Here is a 23,490-nt window from a genome sequence, read left to right on the forward strand (position 1 = left end):
CTCAGCCCATCGCGTATCCGCCGTTGACGTCGACCACGGCGCCGGTCATGTAGCTGGCCGCGGGTGAGGCGAGGAACGCCGCCACCCGCGCGATCTCCTCGGGCCGGGCGAGTCGGCCCAGCGGGCAGTAGTCCGGCCGGTAGCCGCGGCCGGCGACCATCTCGGTGTCCACCACGCCGGGAGCGACGGCGTTGGCGGTGATCCCGTGCGCGGCCTCGGTCTTGGCGAGCCATTTCACGACCGCGTGCACGGCACCTTTGCTCGCCACGTAGTGCGGCCCGGCGAGCACGCCGCCCACCTTGCCGGCGACCGAGCCGATGCAGACCACCCGGCCGCCGCGGCGGCGCAGGAGCGGCAGCGCCGCCTTGATCGCCCACAGCGTCCCCTTGACGTTGACGCCGAGCACGAAGTCCACTTCGGACTCGTCCAGGTCGTCGATCGCGACGGTGTCGCCGTAGACCGCGGCCGAAGTGACCAGCACGTCGAGAGCGGGCAACGCCGAGACGGCCCGCCGGAGCGCGGCCAGGTCGGTGACGTCCACCGCCTGCCCGGTCGCGACTCCGCCCCGCTCCTGGATCGCGGCCACCGTCTCGCCGGGATCGTTGATGTCCAGCACGGTCACGCCCGCGCCGGCGGCGGCCAGTTCGCACGCGATCCGCGCCCCGATGCCGCGGGCGGCGCCGGTCACGACGGCCTGCCGGCCGTGCATGCCGGCGGGACCGCCCGCGGCGAGGACGCCGGTCATGAACCCTGGCCGTTCTTCCGCTCGTGGGCCGCCAGCTCCTCCATCAGCACCGGCACGCCGAGCGTGCAGCTGTGGATGCCCAGCACGCTGGTCAGTTCCAGGACCTCCATGATCTCCTCCTTGGTCGCCCCGTAGCCCAGTGCGTTGCGGATGTGCTGGCGCAGCCCGGGTTCGTACAGGTGCGTGGTGGAGGCGTCGATGGCGGTGTAGATGAGCTCCCGCACCTTCGGTTCGAGAACCCCCTTCCGCCACGGCACGGACGAGAAGTTGAGGTAGGCCTCGAAGAACTCGGGGTCGAGGCTGAGCAGCCCCTCCCAGAACGGGTTCCAGTACCCGCGTTCGGACACGAACTGCTCACGCAGCTCACGCTGCCGGTCGTTCAGCTCGATCGAAGTCATCCGGTTTCTCCTTACCGCCCGGCCAGTTCGGCACGGCGCTGACGTGTGGCCGCCTCGTCCACCCGCAGACCTTCCGGGTCGTTCACCGGGTCTCCGGTGATGACGACCCCGTAGTCGCGGTAGGCGCCCTCGACCGTGACGTACTCGTCGCGCACGTCCTTCTTGACCCGCTCCGGGTCCCGTTCGAGGGGGTTGCCCCAGCCGCCGCCCCCGTTGGTGAGGTAGCGGAACACCGCGTGGGGTTTGGTGTGCCAGACCGGGGTGCTGGCGAAGTAGAAGTACTCGCCGTCCGGGTCGACGCACTTGGTGCCGGGGTTCAGCATCCCGGCGACCGGCGTCGCCCCGGCGTAGACCTCGTCGGTGGTCGGGAGCAGTTCCCTGCGGCGCACCACGTCGCGGTCCTCCGGGTGGAAGACCCACGTCGCGCCCAGGCCGCCGCTCTTGCCGCCGTAGACCCCCAGCCCGCTGGGGCTCTTGGTGTGCAGCGGGCTGGACCAGTGCTCGGCCGCGGTCAGGTACAGCGTGTCCTTGAGCACGGCCGCGCCGCCGCGGTTGGTGCCCGCGCCGCCACTGTCCGGTTTGTACTCCTTGCGCAGCACGACCGCCGGCAGTTCGGACTCGATGGCCTCGGTCGCCGGGTCGAGGTTGTTGGCCTGGTACACCACGGAGTAGCTGTCCGCGTCGCCGGCCTCGGTCGCGCCCCACGGGCCGTGCTCGCCGCCGCACTGCGCGGTGGTGACCCACGGGGTGCCGTCGTCCAGGACACCGTTGGCGTTGTGGATGTTGAGCGAGCCGTAGTCGCCGCCGACCGCCTTGCGGCCCAGTGCCTTCTCCAGCGCGCGGAACACGGCCAGCAGGACCGGGCCGGTGCTCTCCCAGTAGAGGAACACGGCGCCGTCGGGCGGGGTGGCGCTGATGAAGGTCCCGGCCGGCAGCACGATGTCGATGTCGCGGTAGGCGCCGGAGGTGAACGGGGTGGCCGGGTCGATGAGGAACTTCAGCGCGACACCGACCGCGGTCTTGGTGTCCAGGATCCCCGCGTTGATGCTCGTCCGGGCCTGCGGCGAGGTACCGCTGAAGTCCAGTTCCATGCGGGGGCCGGACTTGGTGATCTTCACCTTGATCCGGTAGTCGATGGTGTCGTCGATGCCGTCGCAGTCGATGCCCTCCTCGGCTTCGTACACGCCGTCGGGCAGCTCGGCCAGCGCGGTGCGCATCGCCTCCGCGGAAACGTCGGTGCTGTACCGGATCGCGCCCAGGTACGCCTCGACCCCGTAGCGCTCGACGCTTTCCAGGATCAGCTGCTCGCCGAGCCGGAGGTTGGCGTAGATGGTCTTGATGTCGGGCAGCAGCAGCGCGCAGTAGCGGGCGTTGTCGAAGATCAGGTTGAACGCCGACTTGATCGGCTGGTCGTCGCGGTAGAGCAGGGTCGGCGCGATCACCAGCCCGTTCTCGTAGACGTTGCGCTTGGTGCCGCTGAAGCCGGCCGGGACGACGCCGCCCATGTCCAGCTGGTGCGCCCGCAGGGTGACGAACGAGATGAGGCGGTCCCCGGCGAACACCGGCCGGATGAAGCAGATGTCGTTGACGTGGTTGCCGGCGCGGTAGGGGTCGTTGCAGATCACCACGTCGCCGGGGCGCAGGTTCTCCGGCCCGTATTCGGAGATGGTGTTGCGCACCGCCTCCGACATCGTGCCGAGGAACATGGCGAGGCTGTTGCTCACCGACGACATCGGGTAGTTCTGCTCCGGCGGGCCGGAGATGGTGGCGGCGAAGTCGTACCAGTCGCGCAGGATCAGCGAGAACGCGTTGTTGAGCAGGCCCGTGCACATGTGCTGCACGATGTAGCGCATCCGGCTGGACAGGACGGTGGCGGTGAACCGGTCGGCGCCGTACCGCTCGGTGAACTGCGCGTCGTCGAGGTCCTTGAGTGAAACAGTCATGGTCTTCCCTTCACGCCTTGCGGATGCGCAGCTCACCGTGACCGCCGACGTGGGCGGTCTGGCCGGGCACCAGGAACGTGGTGGACAGCGGTTCCCGGATGACCGCGGGTCCGTCGATGGCGTCACCGGCACGCAGGTCGGCGCGCTGGTACTCGTGCGCGGGCAGATCCTCGCCGGTGAGGTAGCGGATGGTGAGCGTGCGCGTCGGTTCCGGGCGTTCGCCCGCCGGCCGCTCGGGCAGCGCCGGGTACTCGACCTTGTCGGCGTGCACGACGGCCTGGACGCGGTAGGTCACGCCCTGCACCGGCAGCGCCTCGAACTTGTTGCCGGAGCGTTCGGCGTAGGCCTCGTGGAAGTTGGCCACCATCTGCTCGACACCCTCGGCGGTGATCTCGCCGTCGGGGACCGCGATGAACGGGGTCTCCCAGGTCTGGCCGGCCAGCCGCCCGTCGAAGCTGCGGACGAACGTGACGTTGCCGCGGTCCTTCTCCTTGAGCCGCTCGGACAGGCGCTGCTCCATCGAGCGGTAGACCTTGTCGATGGATTCCGCCGCCTCGGCGGTGAGCAGGGTGTAGGCGCTGCGGCTGTCGGCGTAGACGAGGTCGGTGCTGACCAGGCCGAGCGCGGAGAACAGGCCCGGGTGCGGCGGCACGATCACCTCGGCGGCGTGGACCAGGTCCAGCACCGCGGGCAGCAGCATCGGGCCCGCGGCACCGTAGGCGACCAGGCTGTAGTCACGCGGGTCGACACCGTGCTGGATCGCGATGTTCGTGACGCCCTCGGCGATGTTGTTGATCCCGATGTTGAACGCGTAGGACACGCGCTGCTCGAACGACAGCTTCGTGTCCAGCGCCTCGAACGCCCGCCGGGACAGCTCCGGGTCGAGCTTCATCCGCCCGCCGGCGAAGCCGTCCGGGTCGATGATCCCCATGAGCAGGCAGGTGTCGGTGGTGGCCGGCTGCGTGCCGCCGATGCCGTAGCAGGCGGGACCGGGGTCGGCGCCGGCGCTGCCCGGGCCGACCTTGAGCTCGCCCGCCGCGTTGATCGTGACGAGACTGCCACCGCCCGCGCCGATGCTGGAGATCTCGTTGGACAGCGCGTTGACGATCAGGTCGTGTTCGAGCTCGAACGTGGTGTTCACGAACGGCTTGCCGTCGGTGACGATGCTGATGTCGCAGGAGGTTCCGCCCACGTCCGCGCACAGCAGGTTCTTCGCGCCGATCAGGCTGCCGAAGTGGGCGCTGGAGACGGTGCCGGCGGCGGGGCCGGCGAACACGATGCGGAACGGGTGCTCCATCGCGACGTCGGAACGCACCAGTTGCGCGGCGCAGTCGGCGAAGTTGAGGTCACCGGTGAACTTCAGGTCGCGCAGGCCCGCGTCCAGGCGCTTGGTGTAGTCGTCGTAGATCAGGCGCATGAACACGTCGACCACGGTGGTGGAGGCGCGCGCGAATTCCTTGGCCAGCGGGGAGACCTCGCTGGAGATCGAGACCGGGATGTCGCCGAGCTCCTCGTGCACCAGCTGCCGCAGGCGCTCTTCGTGGTGGTCGTTGACGTAGGCGTTGAGCAGGCAGATCGCCACGCCCTCGACGCCGCAGCGGCGCAGCACCGCCAGGTGCGCGCGGGCCTGTTCCTCGTCGAGGGGGATCAGCACGCCACCGTCGGCGGTGAGCCGTTCGCGGATGCCGCGCCGGAGGTAGCGGGGTACCAGGGGCCGGTTCGCGTCGCCGTAGGAGCGGCGCCACGCCGGGTTCATCAGGCCCTCGACCGGACGCCACGTCCGTCCGATGTCGAGGATGTCGCGGTGGCCTTCCGTGGTGAGGAAGGCGATCTTGGGCAGGCGCCGGGTGATCACGGCGTTGAGGCCGTGCGTGCTGGCGTGGTTGAAGACCTCGGCGGCCTCGACGCCGATCTCCTCGGCCCCCTTGAGCACGCCCCGCTCGGTGGTGCGCACGTCGGTGGACACCTTGACGGTCTTGATCCGGCCGTCCTCGATCGCCACGACATCCGTGAAGGTGCCGCCGACATCGACTCCGATCATGGTGACTTCTCCTCTCTCAGTACACGTCGAGGCCGTCGGAGGCCAGGGTGATCGGGCCGAGCAGCGGGCCCGGCTCGCGGGCGACCGACTCGAGGGTCTTCTGGTGTTTCACGGCGATGAACCAGCCGCCCTCGGACAGGACCGGGTACCGGCGGAAGTCGGCGGCGGTGCTGCCGGGGAAGTCGCGGGCCACATCGACGCCCAGGGCGCGCAGGTCCTCTTCGGAGACTTCCTCCCTGGGCACGGCGAGGCCTTGCGGAGCAGGGGACTTTTCATCACTCACGGGCCATCACTCCAGTGTGTTGTGCCGGTGGCGAGTTTCGTGTACCAGTCGGTCTACGAAACGGTGACGGGAAGCACTCTAAGGCTCGGCTCCGGACCTGACAAGCCCGGACCGGGTGAGAGTGGAGGCCGTGGCGCGGGCGGCGCGCGGGAACGCGGGCGGCCGGAATAGGCTGTGGCCTTATGCCAAGACCACCGGGGCACGGGCCGGGTTACGAGATCAAGCGGCAGGAGATCATCGACCAGGCGGCACAGTTGTTCGCGAAGCAGGGTTACGCGGCGACCGGCATCGCCGAGATCGGTCAGGTCGCCGGCCTGGCCAAGGGCGCGTTGTACTACTACATCGGGTCCAAGGAGAACCTGCTGGTCGAGATCCAGAACCGGGTTCTCAACCCGTTGCTGACCGCGGCCCGGCGGATCGCGGCCCTGGACGAGGATCCGGTGCTGCGGCTGCGGTTGCTGTCGCAGACCCTGCTGGAGCTCATCCTGGCGCGGCTGGACCACATCTGGGTCTACGAGCACGACTACCGGCACCTGCGCGGTGCCAACCGCACGCGCCTGCTCCGCCAGCGCCACGAGTTCGAAAAGATCGTGCAGGAACTCCTCGTGGAGGCCATGGAGTGCGGGGCCTTCCGCAAGCTGGACGCGCGGCTGGCGATGCTGCAGTTCCTCAACATGCACAACCACACCTACCAGTGGGCCAAACCCGGCGGCGACTGGGACGCCGAGTTCCTGTCCCGCGAGTACTGCGCGACGCTGATCTCCGGCTTCCGGAGCCCGTCCTACGACGCCGACGATCTCGAGGATCGCGTGCGCGCCTACCGGGAGCGCGAGGGGGAGTAGCGGCCCCTTTTCCGTGGTGTGCGGCCGCTCAGTCCGCGGTGTCGGCGAGCCGGGTGACGAGGAGGTCGAGCCGCTCGTCCTGGGTCTCCGGCGGGATGCGGCCGCTGCCGGACAGGACGGCGATGCCGTGCAGCGCGCTCCAGGTGACCTCGGCGACCAGTTCGCGACGCGGGTTGTCCGCGCGGAAACAGCCGACGAACTCGTCGAAGGCGGCGCGCAGCTGCGGCGGGGTGTCGGCGTGCGCGCACCTCACGTCGGTGGGCATGACGAACATGGCCTGGTAGAGGGCGGGCCGGTCGGTGGCGAACTCCAGGTAGGCGCGGCACACCGCGCGCAGGGCCCGGGCCGGCTCGGGGGCGGCCAGCCGGGCGCGGCGCAGGTGGCCGGTCAGTTCGCCGAAGCCGTCGATCGCGACGGCGCGCACGATGGCGTCCTTGCCGCTGAAGTGGCTGTAGAGCACGGGCTGGCTGTACTCGACGCGCTCCGCGAGCCGGCGCGTCGTCACCGCCTCCCAGCCTTCGGTCTCGGCCAGTTCGCGGGCGGCCGCGATGATCAGCCGGTGGCGCTGGGCCCGCTCCCGGGCACGGCGCTCCTTGACGGACATGACGGCATCCCAGCAATGCCAGACATCCTGTCGGAAGCAAACCGGCCCGCCCCGGCTCCGGCGACGCGCTCTACCCGCGAACGGATTTCCGCACGGCCGCGGCGATCTTCTCCTGATCGGGCAACCACGCCCGTTCGAGCGCGGGCGCGTAGGGCGCGGGCGTGTGGGCGGCGCCGACGCGCAGCACCGGCGCGTCCAGGGTCCAGAACCCGCGCTCGGCGGCGACGGCGGCGAGTTCGGCGCCCACGCCGAAGGATTCGACGGCCTGGTGGGCGATCACCAGGCGGTTCGTCTTGGCCAGGGACCGCAGCACCGTCTCGGTGTCCAGCGGGGCGATGGTCCGCAGGTCGACGACCTCGACGCTGATGCCCTCGCGCGCCAGGTCTTCGGCGACGGCGACGCAGTCGTGGACGACCTTGGAGTACGACACGAGCGTGACGTCCGTGCCCTCCCGGCGGATCGCGGCCTTGCCGAGCGGCACCAGGTGGTCCGGTCGCGGCCGCGGGCCCTTGCGCCCGTACAGCAGCCGGTTCTCGATGAACACGACCGGGTTGGGGTCGCGGATCGCGGCGCGGAGCAGGCCGTAGGTGTCCGCCGGGGTCGAGGGCATCACGACGGTGAGCCCGGGGATGTGTGCGAGCAGCGCCTCCAGGCTCTGCGAATGCTGGCTCCCGGAGGATTTCCCCGCGCCGAACTGGGTGCGCACCACCAGGGGCAGGCTCACGGCGCCGCCGGTCATGAACCGCAGCTTCGCCGCCTGGTTCATCAGCTGGTCCAGGCACACGCCGAGGAAGTCCAGGTACATCAGCTCCACGACGGGCCGCAGCCCGGCCATCGCCGATCCCACGGCCGTGCCGATGATCGCGCTCTCCGAGATCGGGGTGTCGCGCACCCGGCCGGGGTACTTCTCAGCCAGCCCCCGCATGAGCCCGAAGACGTTGCCGCCCGCCGCGACGTCGATGCCCGCCAGGAACACATCCGGGTCGGCGGCCAGCTCGTGATCGAGGGCCTCGTGCACGGCGTCCATGGTGCGGAAGACCTCGCCGTCGGGTTCGGGCGGCTCCGGCACCGGCTCGCGGGGCACGCCGACGAAGTGGTGCAGGGTCTCCGGCGCCGGCTCGCCGGCGGCCTGCGCTTCCTCGACCGCCCGGTCGATGATCGCCTCCACCTCCCGGTCGATCGCGGCCACGCGGCCGGCGTCCAGGTGGGCGGCGAGCAGGGTGAGCGGATCGCGCGTCTTCCACTCCTCGAGCTCGGCGGGCGTGCGGTAGCGCTCCGGGTCGCCTTCGTAGTGCCCGTGCCACCGGTAGGTCTCCGCCTCGAGCAGCACCGGACCGGCACCGCGGCGAAGGTCGCCGACCAGGTCTGCCGTCGTCCGGGCGACGGCGAGGACGTCGTTGCCGTCGACGTGGGTGTAGTCGATGCCGTATCCGCGCGCCCGGTCGGCCAGCGTGGCCCGGTGCTGGTCGCCGGCCGCGGAGAACTCGGCGTAGTGGTTGTTCTCGCAGCAGAAGATGATCGGCAGCCCCCAGACCGCGGCGAGGTTGACCGCCTCGTGGAACATGCCCTGCGCCACCGCGCCGTCGCCGAAGAACGCGAGCACCACACCGGCGGTGTCGCGCAGCTGCGCCGCCGCGGCGGCGCCGGTGGCGATGGGCAGTCCGGCGGCGACGATCCCGTTGGCACCGAAGACACCCTTGCGCGGGTCGGCGATGTGCATCGAACCGCCCCGCCCCTGGCACGTTCCGGTGCTGCGGCCCATCAGCTCGGCGAACATCCCGGTCACGTCGAGGCCCTTGGCGATGCAGTGTCCGTGCCCGCGGTGGGTGGAGGTGATGACGTCCCGGTCGTCGAGCGGCCAGCACGCGCCCACCGCCGAGGCCTCCTGCCCGATCGACAGGTGCAGGAAACCGGGGATCTGGTTGGTGCGGTACAGGCGGGACGCCCGGTCCTCGAACCCGCGGATGAGCCGCATCCGCCGGTACATCTCGGTCTGTGCGGTGACATCGACGCCGATGTCGCTCGCCTGAGTGGAAGTCATCGCGTTCGTGCCCTTGTCGTCCTGGGGTTTCGGCCCGCCCCCTTGACATCTGGCGGGGAACCACGATTCTTGTACCGATTGTTCGAAAAAACAACCCGGACGCGAAGGTGGGTCGGATGCGGGCGTTGCGCTGGCACGGCAGAGGGGATCTGCGGCTCGACGAGGTACCGGAACCGCCCGCACCCGGGCCCGGTGAGGCGGTCGTCGCCGTGTCCTACACCGGCATCTGCGGCACGGACCTGCACGAGTACACCTCGGGCCCCAACCTGATCCGGACCACGCCCCACCCATTGACCGGCGCCACGCCGCCGATCACCCTGGGGCACGAGTTCAGCGGACGGGTCGCCGCACTCGGCTCCCCGGTGCCGGGTATCGAGGTCGGCACCCGGGTGGCCGTCGACCCGTGCCTGCGGTGCGGCACCTGCCGCTGGTGCCGCCACGGCGAGTACCACATCTGCGCCAAGGGCGGCTCGGTCGGCCTCGCCTCACCGGGCGCGTTCGCGCCGCTGGTCACCGTTCCGGTGGCCGGTCTGGTGCCGGTGCCCGACGGCGTCACCGACGAGCTGGCGGCGCTGGCCGAACCCCTCGCGGTGGGGCTGCACGCCGTCCGCCGGGCCGGGGTGCAACCGGGCGACACCGCGTTGTTGCTCGGTGCCGGACCGATCGGCATCGCCGTGCTGATGGCCCTGAAACTGGCCGGTGCCGCGGGAATCCACGTCAGCGAGCCGGTGCCCGACCGGGCGAAGCGCGCCGCCGAACTGGGCGCGACCGAGGTCTACGACCCGGCCGTCACCGACGTGCGACGCGAGGTGTTCCTGCGCACCGGGCGGATCGGACCGGACGTCGTGGTGGAGGCCACCGGACGGCCGGAACTCGTCGAACTCGCGGTCTCCACGGTCCGGCGCGGCGGCCGGGTCGTGCTGGCGGGGATCAGCGGCGGGGCGGCGTCGCTGCCGCTGAAACAGATCGTGCCGTTCGAGCGGACCGTGCTCGGATCGCTCGGCTACAACTTCGACATCCCGCGCGTGCTCGACCTGATCGCCACCGCGCGGCTGGATCCCGCGCCGCTGCTGACCGGCGTGTACCCGCTCGCCCAGGGGCTCGACGCGTTCCGCGAACTGGGCTCGGGTGCCCACCTGAAGATCTTGCTCAACCCCGAGGAGCGCTGACATGGATTTCGACCTGCCCGCGGAAACCGTGGACCTGCAACGGATGTGCCGCGACTTCGCCGCCAGGGAGATCGCGCCGTACGCGGCCGAGTGGTCCGAACGGTGCCACTTCCCGGTCAAGGTGTTCCGCAGCCTCGGCGAGCTCGGGCTGATGGGCATGCTCGTCGAGGAGGCCTACGGCGGCGCCGACGCGGGGCTGGTGTCCTATGTGGCCGCGATGGAGGCGCTCGGCGAGGCCGACCAGTCCGTGGCCGCGGCGTGGAACGCCCACTCCACCATCGCGACGCTGCCACTGGCCCGGTTCGGCACCGACGACCAGAAGAAGCGGTGGCTGGTTCCCCTGGCGACCGGCGAGAAGCTGGGCGCGTTCGGGCTGACCGAGCCCACGGCGGGCTCGGACGCGGCGGGCATCCGCACCAGGGCCCGCCGCACCGAGGACGGCTGGGTGCTCAACGGCACCAAGATGTTCATCAGCAACGCCGGTACCGAGATGAGCCTCGGCGTGACCGTGCTGGCCGTCACCGGATCGGATGGCAACGGCAAGAACAGGTACGGGACGTTCTTCGTGCCGGACGGCACGCCCGGCTACGCGAAGGGACAACCGCTGCGCAAGCTCGGGTGGCACGCCCTGGACACGCGTGAGCTCGTGTTCACCGACTGCTGGATCCCCGAGGACCACCTGCTGGGGGAGGAGGGCAACGGGCTGCGCCAGTTCCTGGAGGTGCTGGACGCCGGACGGGTCAGCGTCGCGGCGCTGTCCCTGTCGCTCGCGCAGGCCGCCCTCGACCTCGCGATCCGGCACGCGGGGGACCGCGAGCAGTTCGGGCGTCCGCTGAACAAGTTCCAGGCGGTGGGGCACAAGCTCGCCGACATGGCCACCGAGGTGGAGGCCGCGCGCTGGCTGGTCTACCGCGCTGCGTGGCTGGGCGACCAGGGCCGGCCCTACGCCAAGGCCGCGGCGATGGCGAAGCTGTACGCCTCCGAGGTCGCCAACCGGGTCGCGAGCGCGAGCGTGCAGATCCACGGCGGGTACGGTTTCATCCGGGAATCGGCGATCTCCCGGTTCTACGCCGACGCGAAGATCCTCGAGATCGGTGAAGGCACGAGCGAGGTGCAGCGCAACGTCATCGCGCGAACCCTCGTTCCGTCGGGCAAGGGAGTGACGCGGTGACCGACCCCGTGCTGGTCGACGAGCGGGACCACGTTCTGGTCGTCACCCTCAACCGTCCGCAGGCGCGCAACGCGATCGACTCCGCCGTGGCCGCAGCCGTCAGCGCGGCGCTGGACCGGCTGGAAGAGCGCGAGGACCTGCTGTGCGCGATCCTCACCGGCGCGGGCGGCACGTTCTGCGCAGGCATGGACCTCAAGGCGTTCCTGCGGGGGGAGCGGGTCGTGATCCCCGGGCGGGGCCTGGCCGGCCTGACCGAGCGCAGGATGACCAAGCCGGTGATCGCCGCCGTGGAGGGATACGCCCTGGCCGGCGGGTGCGAACTCGCCCTGGCCTGCGACCTGATCGTGGCCGCCGAGGGCGCCCGCTTCGGGATTCCCGAGGTCAAACGCGGGCTCGTCGCCGCGGCCGGTGGGCTGCTGCGCCTGCCGCTGCGGATGCCCTACCAGCTGGCGATGGAGCACGCCCTGACGGGTGATCCGTTCGACGCGGAGGTGGCCCACCGCCACGGGCTGGTCAACCGGCTGGTGCCCCCGGGACGGGCCCTCGAGGAGGCTCTCGCGCTGGCCGGCCGCATCAACGCCAACGCGCCGCTGGCGGTCCGGGTCTCCAAGGCGGTCGTCAGCCGGGCCTTCGACTGGACCGCCGAGGAGTCCTTCCGGGAACAGCAGGCGCTGGTCCAGCCCGTCTTCGAGTCCGCGGACGCGCGCGAGGGAGCTCGCGCCTTCGCCGAGAAGCGGGACCCGGTGTGGCGCGGCAGGTGACCGGACCGTGGTCACAACGATTGCGTGACGCAATCACTCCGTAGCGGCTCGGTCGCCCGGCGCGAGGAGTCCGTCGGCGGCGGTGGCGAACGCGCTGAAGGTCGTCGCGACCGCTTCGCGGGCGGCCGGGTTCATCCGATCCAGGATGGCTGTGAGGACGTCCCTGCGGTCGTGGTCGACGCGCTCGACGAGCTGGCGCCCGGCGGCCGTCGGTGCGAGCAGGATCTCTCGCTTGTTCAACGGATTCGGAGCCTTCGCCAGCAGTTTCGCCGCGACGAGGCGTTCACACGCCCGAGTGACCGAGGACGGGTTCATCCCGAGTTCGGCGGCCACCCGTCCCATCGTGACGGGGGTGCGCGCGACCACCGTCCGCAGCGCGCGGAACTGGGTCAGCGTCAGGCCCGCCGTGCCCCGTTCGACCGTCGCGTCGGCGATGCCGACCATCGCGCGCAGCGCGGCCAGTGCCGCATCCGTCTCCGTCGTTCCCTTGCACATTTGCGCCACGCAATTATGGTAGGGGAGGGAGCGAGAGGAGCGGAAGATGTCTTCACGCACCGAACACCCCGTCGCCGTCGTGACCGGCGCCAGTGGCGGCGTCGGCCGGGCCACCGCGCGTGAGTTCGCGGCCCGCGGCTACCGGGTCGCCCTGCTCGCCCGCGGTGAGGACGGGCTGGCCGCCGCCGCGGAGGAGGTCCGCCGGGCGGGTGCCGAGGCGCTGCCGCTCAAGGTCGACGTCGCCGACCCGGACGCCGTCGAGCGGGCGGCCGAGGAGACCGAGACGGCGCTCGGGCCGATCGCGGTCTGGGTGAACGACGCGTTCACCTCGGTCTTCGCGCCGTTCACCGAGATCGAGCCGGCCGAGTTCCGGCGGGTCACCGAGGTCACCTACCTGGGGTACGTGCACGGCACGCAGGCGGCCCTGCGCCGGATGCGCCCGCGCAACCGGGGCGCCATCGTCCAGGTCGGCTCCGCACTGGCCTACCGCGGCATCCCGCTGCAATCGGCCTACTGCGGTGCCAAGCACGCGATCCAAGGCTTCACCGAGTCGCTGCGGTGCGAACTGCTGCACGAGCGCAGCGAGGTGCGCGTGACGATGGTGCAGCTGCCCGCCGTGAACACCCCGCAGTTCGGATGGGTGCTGTCCCGGCTGCGGCGGCACGCGCAACCGGTCCCGCCGATCTACCAGCCCGAGATCGCCGCCCGCGCCATCGTGCACGCGGCCGAGCACCCGCGGCGCCGCGAGTACTGGGTGGGCGGCAGCACGGTCGCCACGCTCGTCGGCAACGCCGTGGCGCCCGGCCTGCTCGACCGCTACCTGGCCCGCACGGGCTTCGGGGCGCAGCAGACCGACCGGCCGCGCGACCCGGACCGGCCGGTGAACCTGTGGTCGCCCGCCGACCAGCGGCCCGGTTCCGACGCGGGCGCGCACGGCGAGTTCGACCGGCAGGCGCACCACCGCGCCCTCCAGCCGTGGGCGTCCCGCCACCGCGGGAGCCTCGCCGCCGCCGGTGGCATCGCACTCGCGGCCGTGGGCTGGGCCCTGCGACGCTGACACATCCGACAGAGGAGACGGTGTGAGCACAACCGATCTGCCCGACCCGGTGGTCCATCCGCGACACTCCGAAGTGGACCGTGTGCGACTGGCCGCCGCTCTGCGTTCCCGCGTGGACGGCGAGGTGCGGTTCGACGCCGGAAGCCGCGCCGCCTACTCCACGGACGGCTCCAACTTCCGCCAGGTGCCGATCGGGGTCGTCGTCCCGCGCACGCCGGAGGCCGCGGCCGAGGCGGTGGCCGTCGCCCGCGAGTTCGGCGCGCCGCTGCTGTCCCGCGGCGGTGGCACGAGCCTGGCCGGCCAGTGCACGAACACCGCGGTGGTGCTCGATTTCTCGAAGTACTGCCACCGCCTGGAGAGCGTCGACCCCGATGCGGCGACCTGCGTGGTGCAGCCGGGCATCGTGCTCGACGACCTCAACCGGCAGCTGGCACCGACCGGGCTGCGCTTCGGGCCGGAACCGGCCACCCACCGCAACTGCACGATCGGCGGCATGATCGGCAACAACTCGTGCGGCGCCACCGCGCAGCGCACCGGCAAGGTCGTCGACAACATCGCCGCACTGGAGGTGCTCTGCTACGACGGCACCCGGTTCTGGTGCGGCCCCACCGACGACGACGAGTACGCCGCGATCGAACGCCACGGCAACCGGCAGGCCGCCCTCTACCGGCAGCTGAGGCGCCTGCGCGACACCTACGCCGACGCCATCCGGGAGCGCTTCCCCGACATCCCGCGCCGCGTGTCCGGCTACAACCTGGATTCCCTGCTGCCCGAGCACGGGTTCGACGTCGCCGGGCTGCTGGTCGGCAGCGAGTCCACTTTGGTCACCGTGCTGCGGGCCGAGCTGAAGCTGGTGCCCGTCGTCCGGCACCGCAGCCTGGTCGTCCTCGGCTACCCGAGCGTGGACCGGGCCGCCGGCGCGGTGCCGGACGTGCTGCCGCACGAGCCCATCGCGCTGGAGGGACTGGACGCCAAGCTCATCCGGGACGAGCGGATCAAGCACCTCAACCCCGACGCCCTGGGCGAGCTGCCCGAGGGCCGCGCGTTCCTGATGGCGCAGTTCGGCGGCGCCACCCCCGAGGAGGCCGGCGAGCGCGCCCGCAACCTCGTGGCCGCACTGCCCGGCACCTCGTCCGAGGTGCTGGAGGACCCGCGCCACCAGGCCGAACTGTGGCAGGTGCGCGAGGCCGGTCTCGGCGCGACCGCGCACGTGCCGGGCAAACCGGACACCTTCGAAGGCTGGGAGGACTCCGCGGTCCCGCCCGAGCGGCTCGGCGACTACCTGCGGCGGTTGTCGGCGCTGTACGCGGAGTTCGGCTACGAAAGCGACACCGGGCCCGCACTGTACGGCCACTTCGGCCAGGGTTGTGTGCACACCCGCATCCCGTTCGACCTCTACACCGCCGACGGGGTCGCCACCTACCGGCGCTTCCTGGAACGCGCCGCGCGCCTGGTCACCGAGTTCGGCGGATCGCTGTCCGGTGAGCACGGCGACGGGCAGACCCGCGGCGAGCTGCTGCCCGTCATGTTCGGCACCGAGGTGGTGCGCGCGTTCGGGCAGCTGAAGGCGATCTTCGACCCGGACGACCGGATGAACCCCGGCAAGGTCGTGGCGCCCTACCCGCTGGACGCGAACCTGCGCCTGGGCGGCGACTGGTCACCGGCCGCCCCGCAGGACCTGTACTTCCGGTTCCCGCACGACGGCGGCTCGTTCGCCGAGGCGGCCAACCGGTGCGTCGGGGTGGGCCGCTGCCGCCAGCACACCACCGAGGGCGGCCAGGTGATGTGCCCGTCCTACCAGGTCACCGGAGAGGAGGAGCATTCGACGCGGGGCCGGGCGCGGCTGCTGTTCGAGATGCTCGACGGCCACGGCGACGGCCCGATCACCGACGGCTGGCGCTCGGCGGAAGTGGCCGGCGCGCTCGACCTGTGCCTGGCGTGCAAGGGCTGCAAGACCGACTGCCCGGCCAACGTGGACATGGCCACCTACAAGGCCGAGTTCCTGGCCCACCACTACCGCCACCGCCCGTGGCGCCGCCCGCGGTCGCACTGGTCGATGGGCTGGCTGCCGGTGCTCGCGCAGGCGATCGGCCGGGCGCGCCTCGGCCCGCTGGTCAACGCGGCCACCCACACGCCGCCGCTGTCCCGTCTGGCGACCGCGGCCGCGGGCATCGAGCGCCGCGAGATCCCGCTCTTCGCGGGGCAGACGCTGCAGCAGTGGACGGCCCGCCGCGCCCCCCGGGGCACCGGTGTGCGCGGCGAGGTCCTGCTGTGGCCGGACACGTTCACCAACCACCTGCACCCGCACCTCGGCCGCGCGGCGGTCGAGCTGCTCGAGGACGCCGGATGGCGGGTCGTGGTGCCGGACGGGCCGGTGTGCTGCGGGCTGACCTGGATCTCCACCGGCCAGCTCGCCACCGCCAAGAAGGTCCTCGGCCGCACCGTGCGCCGGCTGGCGCCGCACCTGCGCCGCGGCGGGCTCGTGCTCGGCCTGGAACCCAGCTGCACCGCCGTGTTCCGCGCCGACGCGGCCGAGCTGTTCCCGGAGGACGAGGACGTGCGGCGGCTGCGCGACCAGACGGTCACCCTCGCCGAGCTGCTGACCCGCCACTCGCCCGGGTACCAGCCGCCCGCCCGGCCCGGCCGGGCGGTGGCGCAGGTGCACTGCCACCAGCACGCCGTCCTCGGCTGGGACGCCGACCGGGAACTGCTGGAGCGGGCCGGTGTCGAGGTGGAGCGGCTGGACTCCGGGTGCTGCGGCCTGGCCGGGAACTTCGGGTTCGAACGCGGCCACCTCGAGGTGAGCGAGGCCTGCGCGGAACGGGTCCTGCTGCCCGCGCTCCGCGAAAGCGACCCCGGCACCACCGTCCTGGCGGACGGGTTCAGCTGCCGGACCCAGATCCACCAGCTCGCCGGGCGGCAGGCCCGGCACCTCGCCGAGCTGCTCGCGGGGCAGGCCCCGGACCGCCCGCGCCGTCCCGGCGCCCCGGCGCGGGCGGCGGTCCTCGGTGCGGCCGGACTGGCACTGGCCGGCGCCGCGCGCCTGGCCCGGCGCCGCTGACCCGAGCGCGGGCACGTCCCGCGGGGAGGAGTACGACATGACCCAGACCGTCGCGGACCACCTGCTCGCCCGACTGCGCGAGTGGGGGGTCGAACAGGTCTTCGCCTACCCCGGCGACGGCATCAACGGCCTCGTCGCCGCCCTCGGCAAGGCCGACGACCAGCCGCGGTTCGTCCAGGCCCGGCACGAGGAGATGGCCGCGTTCGAAGCGGTGGGGTACGCCAAGTTCAGCGGGCACGTGGGGGTGTGCATGGCGACCTCGGGGCCGGGTGCGATCCACCTGCTCAACGGGTTGTACGACGCCAAGCTCGACCACGTGCCGGTGGTGGCGATCGTCGGGCAGACCGCGCGCAGCGCGATGGGCGGGTCCTACCAGCAGGAGGTGGACCTGCAGGCGCTGTACAAGGACGTCGCCGGCGAGTACCTGGTCGAGGTCAACGTGCCCGAGCAGCTGCCCAACGCCCTGGACCGCGCCATGCGGGTCGCGCTGTCCTCGCGGGCGCCGACCGCGCTCATCGTCCCGGCCGACGTGCAGGAGCTGCCCTACACCGCGCCGGAGCACGCGTTCAAACAAGTCCCGTCCAGCCCGCCGGGTCTGGCGCGCCCGGCCCCCACACCCCCGGAGAGCGAACTGGCCCGGGCGGCAGCGGTGATCAACGACGGCCGCAAGGTCGCCGTCCTGGCCGGGCAGGGCGCGCGCGGCGCCGCGGACGAGGTCCGCGAGCTCGCCGAACGCACCGGCGCCGGTGTCGCGAAAGCGTTGCTGGGCAAGGACGTCCTGTCCGACGAGCTGCCCTACGTCACCGGTGCGATCGGGCTGCTCGGCACGCGGCCCAGCTACGAGCTGATGCGCGACTGCGACACGCTGGTCATCGTCGGGTCGAACTTCCCGTACAGCCAGTTCCTGCCGGAGTTCGGTCAGGCGCGGGCGATCCAGATCGACCTCGACGGCCGGTTCATCGGCCTGCGCTACCCGACCGAGGTGAACCTGGTCGGCGACGCGGCCGCGACCCTGCGGGCCCTGCTGCCGCTGCTGGAGCCGCGGCCCGACCGGTCCTGGCGCGAGACGATCGAGGACAACGTGCGGTCGTGGTGGGACACGGTCGACGAGCAGGCGCGCGTGCCGGCCCGACCGGTGAACCCGATGCTCGTGGTGTCGGAACTGTCCGCGCGCATCCCGGACAACGCCATCGTGACCTCCGACTCCGGTTCCGCCGCCAACTGGTTCGCCCGCAACCTGCGCATCCGCGGCACGATGCGGGCGTCGCTGTCGGGCACGCTGGCCACGATGGGCCCCGGGGTGCCGTACGCGATCGGCGCGAAGTTCGCGCACCCGCACCGCCCGGTGATCGCGCTCGTCGGGGACGGCGCGATGCAGATGAACGGCATGGCGGAGCTGCTGACGATCCGCCGCTACGCCGGCCGGTGGGCCGACCCGCGGCTGGTCGTGTGCGTGTTCCACAACAACGACCTCAACCAGGTCACCTGGGAGCTGCGCGCGATGGGCGGTGCGCCCAAGTTCGAGGAGTCCCAGTCGCTGCCCGACGTCGACTACGCCGCGGTGGCGCGCGACCTCGGCCTCGACGCGATCGCCGTGGACGACCCCGGCGACGTCGGGCGCGCCTGGGACACCGCCCTGTCGGCCGCCCGGCCCACCGTGCTGGACGTGCGCTGCGACCCGGAGGTGCCGCCGATCCCGCCGCACGCCACCGCCGCGCAGGTCAAGTCCGTCACCGAGGCGGTCCTCAAGGGCGATCCGCAGGCGTGGCACCTGGTCGCCGAGGGGGTGCGCACCAAGGCGCAGGAGCTGCTGCCATGACCGGCCCGCTCGTCGGCGAGGTCCGGGCCCGGGCCTACCGCATCCCCACCCCCGCGCCGGAAGCCGACGCCACCCTGTCCTGGGACCACACCACGATGGTCGCGGTGTGGGTCCACGCGGGCGGGGTGACCGGGCTGGGCTGGACCTACGCCCACGAGGCGTGCGTGCCGCTGGCCGAAGGGCCGCTCGCGCGCGCGATCCTCGGCCGGCCGGTGCTCGACGTGCCGGGGCGGTGGGAGGCCATGCGGAGCGCGGTGCGCAACCTGGGCCGTCCCGGTCTCGTCTCCTGCGCGCTGTCCGCCGTGGACATCGCGCTGTGGGACGCGGCGGCACGGCTGCTGGACCTCGGCGTGTCGCGGCTGCTGGGACGGGTGCACGACGAGGTCGCCGTCTACGGCAGCGGCGGGTTCGTCAGCCAGCACCTGCACGAGCTGCACAGCCAGCTCGAGGACTGGACCGGCCGGGGCATCCCGCGCGTCAAGATCAAGATCGGCGAGGACGCCGGCCACCGGCTCGACCGCGACCTGGCCCGCGTGCGCGCGGCGCGCGACGTGATCGGACCGGGCACCGAACTGTACGTCGACGCCAACGGCGGCTACACCCGTGGGCAGGCCCGGCGCGTGGCGCCCGCGCTGGAGGAGCTGGGCGTCAGCTGGTTCGAGGAACCGGTGTCCAGCGACGACCTCGACGGCCTCGCCGCGCTGCGCGACGAGATCAGCGCGGACGTGACCGCCGGCGAGTACGGTTACGACCTGGCCTACTTCGCCCGGATGGTGCCGGCGGTGGACTGCCTGCAGATCGACGTCACCCGCTGCGGCGGCTACACCGAATGGCGCCGGATCGCGGCCGTGGCGCAAGCCGGCGGGCTGGACGTCTCCGCGCACTGCGCTCCCGCGTTGTCCGCCCACGCCGGGGTGGCCACCGCCAACATCCGGCATCTGGAGTGGTTCGCCGACCACGAGCGCATCGAGTCGGCCTTCGTCGACGGCGCGCTGGCGCCCGAGGGCGGGCGCGCCCGGCCCGACCCCTCGGCCCCCGGCCACGGCTTCACCCTCAAGGAGGCCGACCTCGAGCCGTACGCGGTGGGCGCCACGGTGGGGAGCGCGTCGTGAAACCCGACCCGGACCACGCCCGCCAGGTCGCGCTGCGGTCCTACGTGGAACGCGTGGCGCGCGCACTCGGGGTGGAGGCGAGCGCCACCTGGTGCGAATACGACGATCCGTCGGCCGCGTACGTGGCGCTGGCCGACCTCAGCGCGGAACACCCGGGCCGCGCGCTGATGCTCGACTGGACCAGCACCGGCGGCTGGCGCCTGGCGGTCGAGCCCACCGCCGGTGAGGACCCGATCGTGCTCGAGGCCTGGCCCGAGCCGGTCGCACCGGAACCCGCGCCGCTCGCCGCGCTCGTCCGGCACGCCCTGACCCCGAGGAGGAGACCATGCGCGCACTGACCGTGCGGCCCGGGGAACCGAAGTCGCTGCGGGTGGCCGAGCTGCCCGATCCCGAACCCCGCGCGGGCGAGCTGCTCGTGCGCGGGCTCGCGCTCGGGGTGTGCGGCACCGACAAGGAGATCGTCGCCGGGGACTACGGCTGGGCCCCGCCCGGCGAGGAGCGCCTGGTGCTCGGGCACGAGTCGCTGGGCCGCGTCCTGCGCGCGCCCGCCGGGTCCGGGTTCGGCGAGGGTGACCTCGTCGCCGGTGTGGTGCGCCGGCCCGACCCCGTGCCGTGCGGGGCGTGCGCGCACGGCGAGTTCGACATGTGCCGCAACGGCCGCTACACCGAGCGCGGCATCAAGGAACACCACGGCTACGGCAGCGAACTGTGGACGGTCGAGGCGGACTACGCCGCCCGGCTCGACCCGTCCCTGGAACGGGTGGGTGTGCTGCTGGAGCCGACGACGGTGGTGGCCAAGGCGTGGGAGCAGATCGAGCGCATCGGCGACCGCTCCTGGTTCGAGCCGCGCCGGGTCCTGGTCACCGGCGCCGGGCCGATCGGGTTGCTGGCCGCCCTGATCGGTTCCCAGCGCGGGCTGGACGTGCACGTGCTGGACCGGGTCACGCAGGGCCCGAAACCGCGGCTGGTCGCCGAGCTGGGCGCCACCTACCACCACGAGGCCGCCGACGTCGTCGCCGCCCGGGTCCAGCCGGACGTCGTGGTCGAGGCCACCGGGGCGGGCAGCGTCGTCTACGACGTCGTGGAGCACACCGCCGCCTACGGCATCGTGTGCCTGACCGGCGTGTCCGCGGCCGGGCGCCGGATCGCGGTCGACTTCGGCGCGGTCAACCGCGAGCTCGTGCTGGCCAACGACGTGGTGTTCGGGTCGGTCAACGCGAACCTGCGCCACTACCGCCTGGCCGCCGCCGCCCTCACCCGGGCCGATCCCGGGTGGCTGGAGCGGCTGATCACCCGTCGGGTCCCGCTGCAGCGGGCCGAGGAAGCTTTCACCGCCGGGGACGGGGACGTGAAGGTGGTCGTGACGCTGAGCGAGGACGGGTGATGATCCCGATCGAGGACTACGCCCTGCTGGGCGACCTGCACACCGCGGCACTGGTCTCGCGCGCCGGGGCGGTCGACTGGCTGTGCCTGCCGCGGTTCGATTCCGCGGCCGGGTTCGCCGCGCTCCTGCACGACGAGCACGCGGGCACGTGGCGGCTCGCGCCCGCGTCCGGTGGCCCCGCGACCCGGCGGTCCTACCGCGGCGACACCCTGGTGCTCAGCAGCGAATGGGACACCGCCGAGGGCACCGTGCGGGTGGTGGACTTCATGCCGCCACGGCGGGACGGTCCCGATCTGGTGCGGATCGTGGAGGGCGTGTCGGGGCGGGTGCCGATGCGGATGACGCTGCGGCCGCGCTTCGACTACGGCGACATCGTGCCGTGGTTGCGCACCGAGCAGGGACGGCACGTCGCCGTCGCCGGGCCGGACGCGTTGTGGCTGTCCGCACCGGTGCCCGTCGAGCACTCCGGCGGCGCCTTCCACGCCCGGTTCGGGGTCGCGCCGGGGGAGCGGGCGGAGTTCGTGCTGACCCACCGGCCTTCCCACCTGCCGCGGCCGCAACCACCCGAACCCGCGCGCGCCCTGGCCGAGACCGAGGCGTTCTGGACGGACTGGATCTCCCGCTGCCGGTACCGCGGCCCGTGGGAGGGCGCGGTGCGGCGGTCACTGATCACGTTGAAAGCGCTGACCTACGCGCCGACCGGCGGGATCGTCGCGGCCGCCACGACGTCGTTGCCCGAGGAGCTCGGCGGCAGCCGCAACTGGGACTACCGCTACTGCTGGCTGCGTGACGCGACGTTCACGCTGCAGGCGCTGCTCGGCACCGGCTACACCGGCGAGGCGCGCGCGTGGCGGGAATGGCTGGTGCGGGCGGTCGCCGGCGACCCGGCGGACCTGCAGATCATGTACGGGCTCGACGGCGCGCGGCGTCTGCCGGAGTCGGAGCTGCCGTGGCTGGACGGGTACGCGGGTTCGCGTCCGGTGCGGGTGGGCAACGCCGCGGTGGGCCAGTTCCAGCTGGACGTGTGGGGCGAGGTGCTCGACGGCCTGCACCTGGTGCGCGAGGCCGGCGTGCCGGTGGAGCTCGACGCGTGGGACCTCCAGCGGGCGCTGCTGGACTACCTGGAGGGCCACTGGGACGAGCCCGACAACAGCCTGTGGGAGGTGCGCGGCCCGCGCCGCCAGTTCACCCACTCGAAGGTGATGGCGTGGGCCGGGGTGGACCGGGCCGTGCACACGGTCGAGGACCACCACCTGGACGGGCCGGTCGAGCACTGGCGTGCGCTGCGCGAGCGCATCCACGCCGACGTGTGCGCGCACGGTTTCGACGCGCGGCGCGGCACGTTCACCCAGTCCTACGGTTCGTCCGAAGTGGACGCCGCGCTGCTGCTGATACCCCGCGTCGGGTTCCTGCCCTGGAACGACCCGCGCGTGCACGGGACCGTCGACGCCGTGCGGGCGCAGTTGTGCCGCGACGGCCTGCTCCTGCGCTACCGCCCCGGCGAGGTCGACGGGCTGACCGGGGACGAAGGTGCTTTCCTCGCGTGCAGCTTCTGGCTGGCCGACGCGCTGCACGGCACCGGGCGGGTGGACGAGGCGCGCGCCCTGTTCGAGCGGCTTCTCGCCCTGCGCAACGATGTCGGGCTGCTCAGCGAGGAGTACGACACGCGGCGCGGGTGCCAGCTGGGCAACACGCCGCAGGCGTTCAGCATGGTGGGGCTGGTCAACGCCGCCCGCCACCTGTCCGGTGCGACGACCGACACGAACGCGACCGGCTCGCAGCAGCACATGCCGGGCCGGCCGGTCTGACGAGGATCGGGCCCCGCCCGCCGGGCGGGGCCAGGGGATGGGCCGGGCCACGCGGGCCCGGTGCTCAGCAGCCGACCGGTGCTCAGGCGTCGATCTGCCTGGGTTCGCTGCTGCCGGAAATGGCGATCTTGCGGGGCTTGGCCTGCTCGGCGACCGGCACCCGCAGGGTCAGCACCCCGGCCTCGTAGTGCGCGGTGATGTGCTCGGTGTCCAGGGCCTCGCCCAGGAACAGCTGCCGGGAGAACGTGCCGCGCGGCCGTTCGGCCACCTGCACCTCGGCACCCTCGGGGAAGGCCGGGTTGCGTTCGGCCTTGACGGTGAGCACGTTGCGCTCGACGTCGAGGTCGATCGAGTCCGGCGCCACACCCGGCAGGTCGAACTGCACCACGTACTCGTGGCCGGACCGGAAGGCGTCCATCGGCATCGCCGCCGGGCGGGCGGGGGTGCCGTTGCCGCCGAAGAACTGCTGGGTCAGCCGGTCCAGCTCCCGGAACGGGTCGGTCCGCATCAACATGACCATGCGCCTCCAATCTCCTTCCACTCACCGCCACCCCGGCGCGTCCTGGTGGCGGCTCGTCATCCTGACGACACTCCTTCAAACGCCGGGAGCAGTAAATCTTTTCCCGAGACTACAGATTTACTCTTCTTGCTGGTGCATGTTGTGCGTGGTAGTCCGGCCCCGCCGCCGGGGCGGCGAGGCCGGGGTTCAGGAAGGGAATGCCTCGTCTCGTTGCCGCCGCCGCCCGCGCCCGGCAC

General features: G+C 72.3%; 20 protein-coding genes. 11 read left to right on the forward strand and 9 right to left on the reverse strand.

Features of this window, described 5'->3' with window-relative positions:
- Position 1: 1 nt before the first annotated feature.
- From FB470_RS25960 to FB470_RS25980, 5 genes are read right to left on the reverse strand one after another with little or no spacing between them, the layout of a single operon-like run.
- The gene (locus tag FB470_RS25960; protein ID WP_306995697.1) at positions 2-745 is read right to left on the reverse strand and encodes an SDR family NAD(P)-dependent oxidoreductase; all 744 of its coding nucleotides are present in this window, start codon (positions 743-745) and stop codon (positions 2-4) included.
- Entirely contained in the window at positions 742-1,143 is a 402-nt protein-coding gene (locus tag FB470_RS25965; protein ID WP_306995699.1) for a carboxymuconolactone decarboxylase family protein, read from the reverse strand. The genes FB470_RS25960 and FB470_RS25965 overlap by 4 nt, the downstream gene beginning before the upstream one ends.
- Positions 1,144-1,154: 11 nt before the next feature.
- Entirely contained in the window at positions 1,155-3,086 is a 1,932-nt protein-coding gene (locus tag FB470_RS25970) for a hydantoinase B/oxoprolinase family protein (RefSeq protein ID WP_306995701.1), read from the reverse strand.
- A 10-nt stretch (positions 3,087-3,096) separates the two neighbouring features.
- Positions 3,097-5,127, reverse strand: coding sequence for a hydantoinase/oxoprolinase family protein (locus FB470_RS25975; RefSeq protein WP_306995703.1), 2,031 nt, complete (start codon positions 5,125-5,127; stop codon positions 3,097-3,099).
- Between the two features lie 16 nt (positions 5,128-5,143).
- Positions 5,144-5,371 carry a hypothetical protein gene (locus FB470_RS25980; RefSeq protein ID WP_306995705.1) on the reverse strand — a complete coding sequence of 76 codons (228 nt, stop codon included), beginning with the start codon at positions 5,369-5,371 and terminating at the stop codon, positions 5,144-5,146.
- Between the two features lie 221 nt (positions 5,372-5,592).
- Here FB470_RS25980 and FB470_RS25985 point away from each other — a divergent pair, with 221 nt between their 5' ends.
- On the forward strand, positions 5,593-6,252 hold the full coding sequence (locus tag FB470_RS25985; RefSeq protein ID WP_306995707.1) for a TetR/AcrR family transcriptional regulator: 660 nt from the start codon (positions 5,593-5,595) through the stop codon (positions 6,250-6,252).
- 28 nt (positions 6,253-6,280) lie between these two features.
- Here the strand turns inward: FB470_RS25985 and FB470_RS25990 are convergent, their stop codons facing one another.
- Complete coding sequence (locus tag FB470_RS25990; RefSeq protein ID WP_306995709.1) at positions 6,281-6,856, reverse strand: TetR/AcrR family transcriptional regulator; 576 nt, start codon at positions 6,854-6,856, stop codon at positions 6,281-6,283.
- Positions 6,857-6,926: 70 nt separating this feature from the next.
- Positions 6,927-8,897, reverse strand: coding sequence for an alpha-ketoacid dehydrogenase subunit alpha/beta (locus FB470_RS25995; RefSeq protein ID WP_306995711.1), 1,971 nt, complete (start codon positions 8,895-8,897; stop codon positions 6,927-6,929).
- A 116-nt stretch (positions 8,898-9,013) separates the two neighbouring features.
- Between FB470_RS25995 and FB470_RS26000 the strand changes: the two genes are divergently transcribed.
- From FB470_RS26000 to FB470_RS26010, 3 genes are read left to right on the forward strand one after another with little or no spacing between them, the layout of a single operon-like run.
- Positions 9,014-10,066 carry an alcohol dehydrogenase catalytic domain-containing protein gene (locus FB470_RS26000; protein WP_306995714.1) on the forward strand — a complete coding sequence of 351 codons (1,053 nt, stop codon included), beginning with the start codon at positions 9,014-9,016 and terminating at the stop codon, positions 10,064-10,066.
- A 1-nt stretch (position 10,067) separates the two neighbouring features.
- The gene (locus FB470_RS26005) at positions 10,068-11,237 is read left to right on the forward strand and encodes an acyl-CoA dehydrogenase family protein (RefSeq protein WP_306995716.1); all 1,170 of its coding nucleotides are present in this window, start codon (positions 10,068-10,070) and stop codon (positions 11,235-11,237) included.
- On the forward strand, positions 11,234-11,998 hold the full coding sequence (locus FB470_RS26010; RefSeq protein ID WP_306995718.1) for a crotonase/enoyl-CoA hydratase family protein: 765 nt from the start codon (positions 11,234-11,236) through the stop codon (positions 11,996-11,998). The genes FB470_RS26005 and FB470_RS26010 overlap by 4 nt, the downstream gene beginning before the upstream one ends.
- 33 nt (positions 11,999-12,031) lie before the next feature.
- Here the strand turns inward: FB470_RS26010 and FB470_RS26015 are convergent, their stop codons facing one another.
- Positions 12,032-12,553, reverse strand: a complete 522-nt coding sequence (locus FB470_RS26015; RefSeq protein ID WP_306995720.1) for a MarR family winged helix-turn-helix transcriptional regulator — start codon at positions 12,551-12,553, stop codon at positions 12,032-12,034.
- Between FB470_RS26015 and FB470_RS26020 the strand changes: the two genes are divergently transcribed.
- The 7 genes from FB470_RS26020 to FB470_RS26050 are packed head-to-tail and all read left to right on the forward strand — an operon-like array spanning position 12,540 to position 22,734.
- Entirely contained in the window at positions 12,540-13,550 is a 1,011-nt protein-coding gene (locus FB470_RS26020) for an SDR family oxidoreductase (protein WP_306995722.1), read from the forward strand. The genes FB470_RS26015 and FB470_RS26020 overlap by 14 nt on opposite strands.
- A gap of 22 nt (positions 13,551-13,572) precedes the next feature.
- Positions 13,573-16,611, forward strand: coding sequence for an FAD-binding and (Fe-S)-binding domain-containing protein (locus FB470_RS26025; RefSeq protein WP_370876567.1), 3,039 nt, complete (start codon positions 13,573-13,575; stop codon positions 16,609-16,611).
- 37 nt (positions 16,612-16,648) lie between these two features.
- Entirely contained in the window at positions 16,649-18,430 is a 1,782-nt protein-coding gene (locus FB470_RS26030) for a thiamine pyrophosphate-requiring protein (protein ID WP_306995724.1), read from the forward strand.
- Positions 18,427-19,542, forward strand: a complete 1,116-nt coding sequence (locus FB470_RS26035; RefSeq protein WP_306995726.1) for an enolase C-terminal domain-like protein — start codon at positions 18,427-18,429, stop codon at positions 19,540-19,542. The genes FB470_RS26030 and FB470_RS26035 overlap by 4 nt, the downstream gene beginning before the upstream one ends.
- Positions 19,539-19,880 (forward strand): DUF6292 family protein, encoded by a 342-nt coding sequence (locus tag FB470_RS26040; RefSeq protein ID WP_306995728.1) that lies wholly within the window; start codon positions 19,539-19,541, stop codon positions 19,878-19,880. Before FB470_RS26035 ends, FB470_RS26040 begins: the two co-directional genes overlap by 4 nt.
- Entirely contained in the window at positions 19,868-20,926 is a 1,059-nt protein-coding gene (locus FB470_RS26045) for a glucose 1-dehydrogenase (protein ID WP_306995730.1), read from the forward strand. The genes FB470_RS26040 and FB470_RS26045 overlap by 13 nt, the downstream gene beginning before the upstream one ends.
- The gene (locus tag FB470_RS26050; RefSeq protein ID WP_306995733.1) at positions 20,926-22,734 is read left to right on the forward strand and encodes a glycoside hydrolase family 15 protein; all 1,809 of its coding nucleotides are present in this window, start codon (positions 20,926-20,928) and stop codon (positions 22,732-22,734) included. Before FB470_RS26045 ends, FB470_RS26050 begins: the two co-directional genes overlap by 1 nt.
- An 82-nt stretch (positions 22,735-22,816) precedes the next feature.
- Here the strand turns inward: FB470_RS26050 and FB470_RS26055 are convergent, their stop codons facing one another.
- Positions 22,817-23,248, reverse strand: a complete 432-nt coding sequence (locus tag FB470_RS26055) for an Hsp20/alpha crystallin family protein (RefSeq protein WP_306999484.1) — start codon at positions 23,246-23,248, stop codon at positions 22,817-22,819.
- Between the last annotated feature and the right edge of the window lie 242 nt (positions 23,249-23,490).

Source organism: Amycolatopsis thermophila, from assembly GCF_030814215.1.
Lineage (GTDB): Bacteria > Actinomycetota > Actinomycetes > Mycobacteriales > Pseudonocardiaceae > Amycolatopsis_E > Amycolatopsis_E thermophila.

What these genes read in the sequence shown, in the direction of transcription:
- FB470_RS25975 (WP_306995703.1), bottom strand. Translation starts at nt 5,127, where the DNA reads ATGATCGGAGTCGATGTCGGCGGCACCTTCACGGATGTCGTGGCGATC.
- FB470_RS25985 (WP_306995707.1), top strand. Translation starts at nt 5,593, where the DNA reads ATGCCAAGACCACCGGGGCACGGGCCGGGTTACGAGATCAAGCGGCAG.
- FB470_RS26050 (WP_306995733.1), top strand. Translation starts at nt 20,926, where the DNA reads ATGATCCCGATCGAGGACTACGCCCTGCTGGGCGACCTGCACACCGCG.
- FB470_RS26005 (WP_306995716.1), top strand. Translation starts at nt 10,068, where the DNA reads ATGGATTTCGACCTGCCCGCGGAAACCGTGGACCTGCAACGGATGTGC.
- FB470_RS25970 (WP_306995701.1), bottom strand. Translation starts at nt 3,086, where the DNA reads ATGACTGTTTCACTCAAGGACCTCGACGACGCGCAGTTCACCGAGCGG.
- FB470_RS25995 (WP_306995711.1), bottom strand. Translation starts at nt 8,897, where the DNA reads ATGACTTCCACTCAGGCGAGCGACATCGGCGTCGATGTCACCGCACAG.
- FB470_RS25965 (WP_306995699.1), bottom strand. Translation starts at nt 1,143, where the DNA reads ATGACTTCGATCGAGCTGAACGACCGGCAGCGTGAGCTGCGTGAGCAG.
- FB470_RS25990 (WP_306995709.1), bottom strand. Translation starts at nt 6,856, where the DNA reads ATGTCCGTCAAGGAGCGCCGTGCCCGGGAGCGGGCCCAGCGCCACCGG.
- FB470_RS26055 (WP_306999484.1), bottom strand. Translation starts at nt 23,248, where the DNA reads ATGTTGATGCGGACCGACCCGTTCCGGGAGCTGGACCGGCTGACCCAG.
- FB470_RS25960 (WP_306995697.1), bottom strand. Translation starts at nt 745, where the DNA reads ATGACCGGCGTCCTCGCCGCGGGCGGTCCCGCCGGCATGCACGGCCGG.
- FB470_RS26030 (WP_306995724.1), top strand. Translation starts at nt 16,649, where the DNA reads ATGACCCAGACCGTCGCGGACCACCTGCTCGCCCGACTGCGCGAGTGG.
- FB470_RS26035 (WP_306995726.1), top strand. Translation starts at nt 18,427, where the DNA reads ATGACCGGCCCGCTCGTCGGCGAGGTCCGGGCCCGGGCCTACCGCATC.
- FB470_RS26000 (WP_306995714.1), top strand. Translation starts at nt 9,014, where the DNA reads ATGCGGGCGTTGCGCTGGCACGGCAGAGGGGATCTGCGGCTCGACGAG.
- FB470_RS26020 (WP_306995722.1), top strand. Translation starts at nt 12,540, where the DNA reads ATGTCTTCACGCACCGAACACCCCGTCGCCGTCGTGACCGGCGCCAGT.
- FB470_RS26045 (WP_306995730.1), top strand. Translation starts at nt 19,868, where the DNA reads ATGCGCGCACTGACCGTGCGGCCCGGGGAACCGAAGTCGCTGCGGGTG.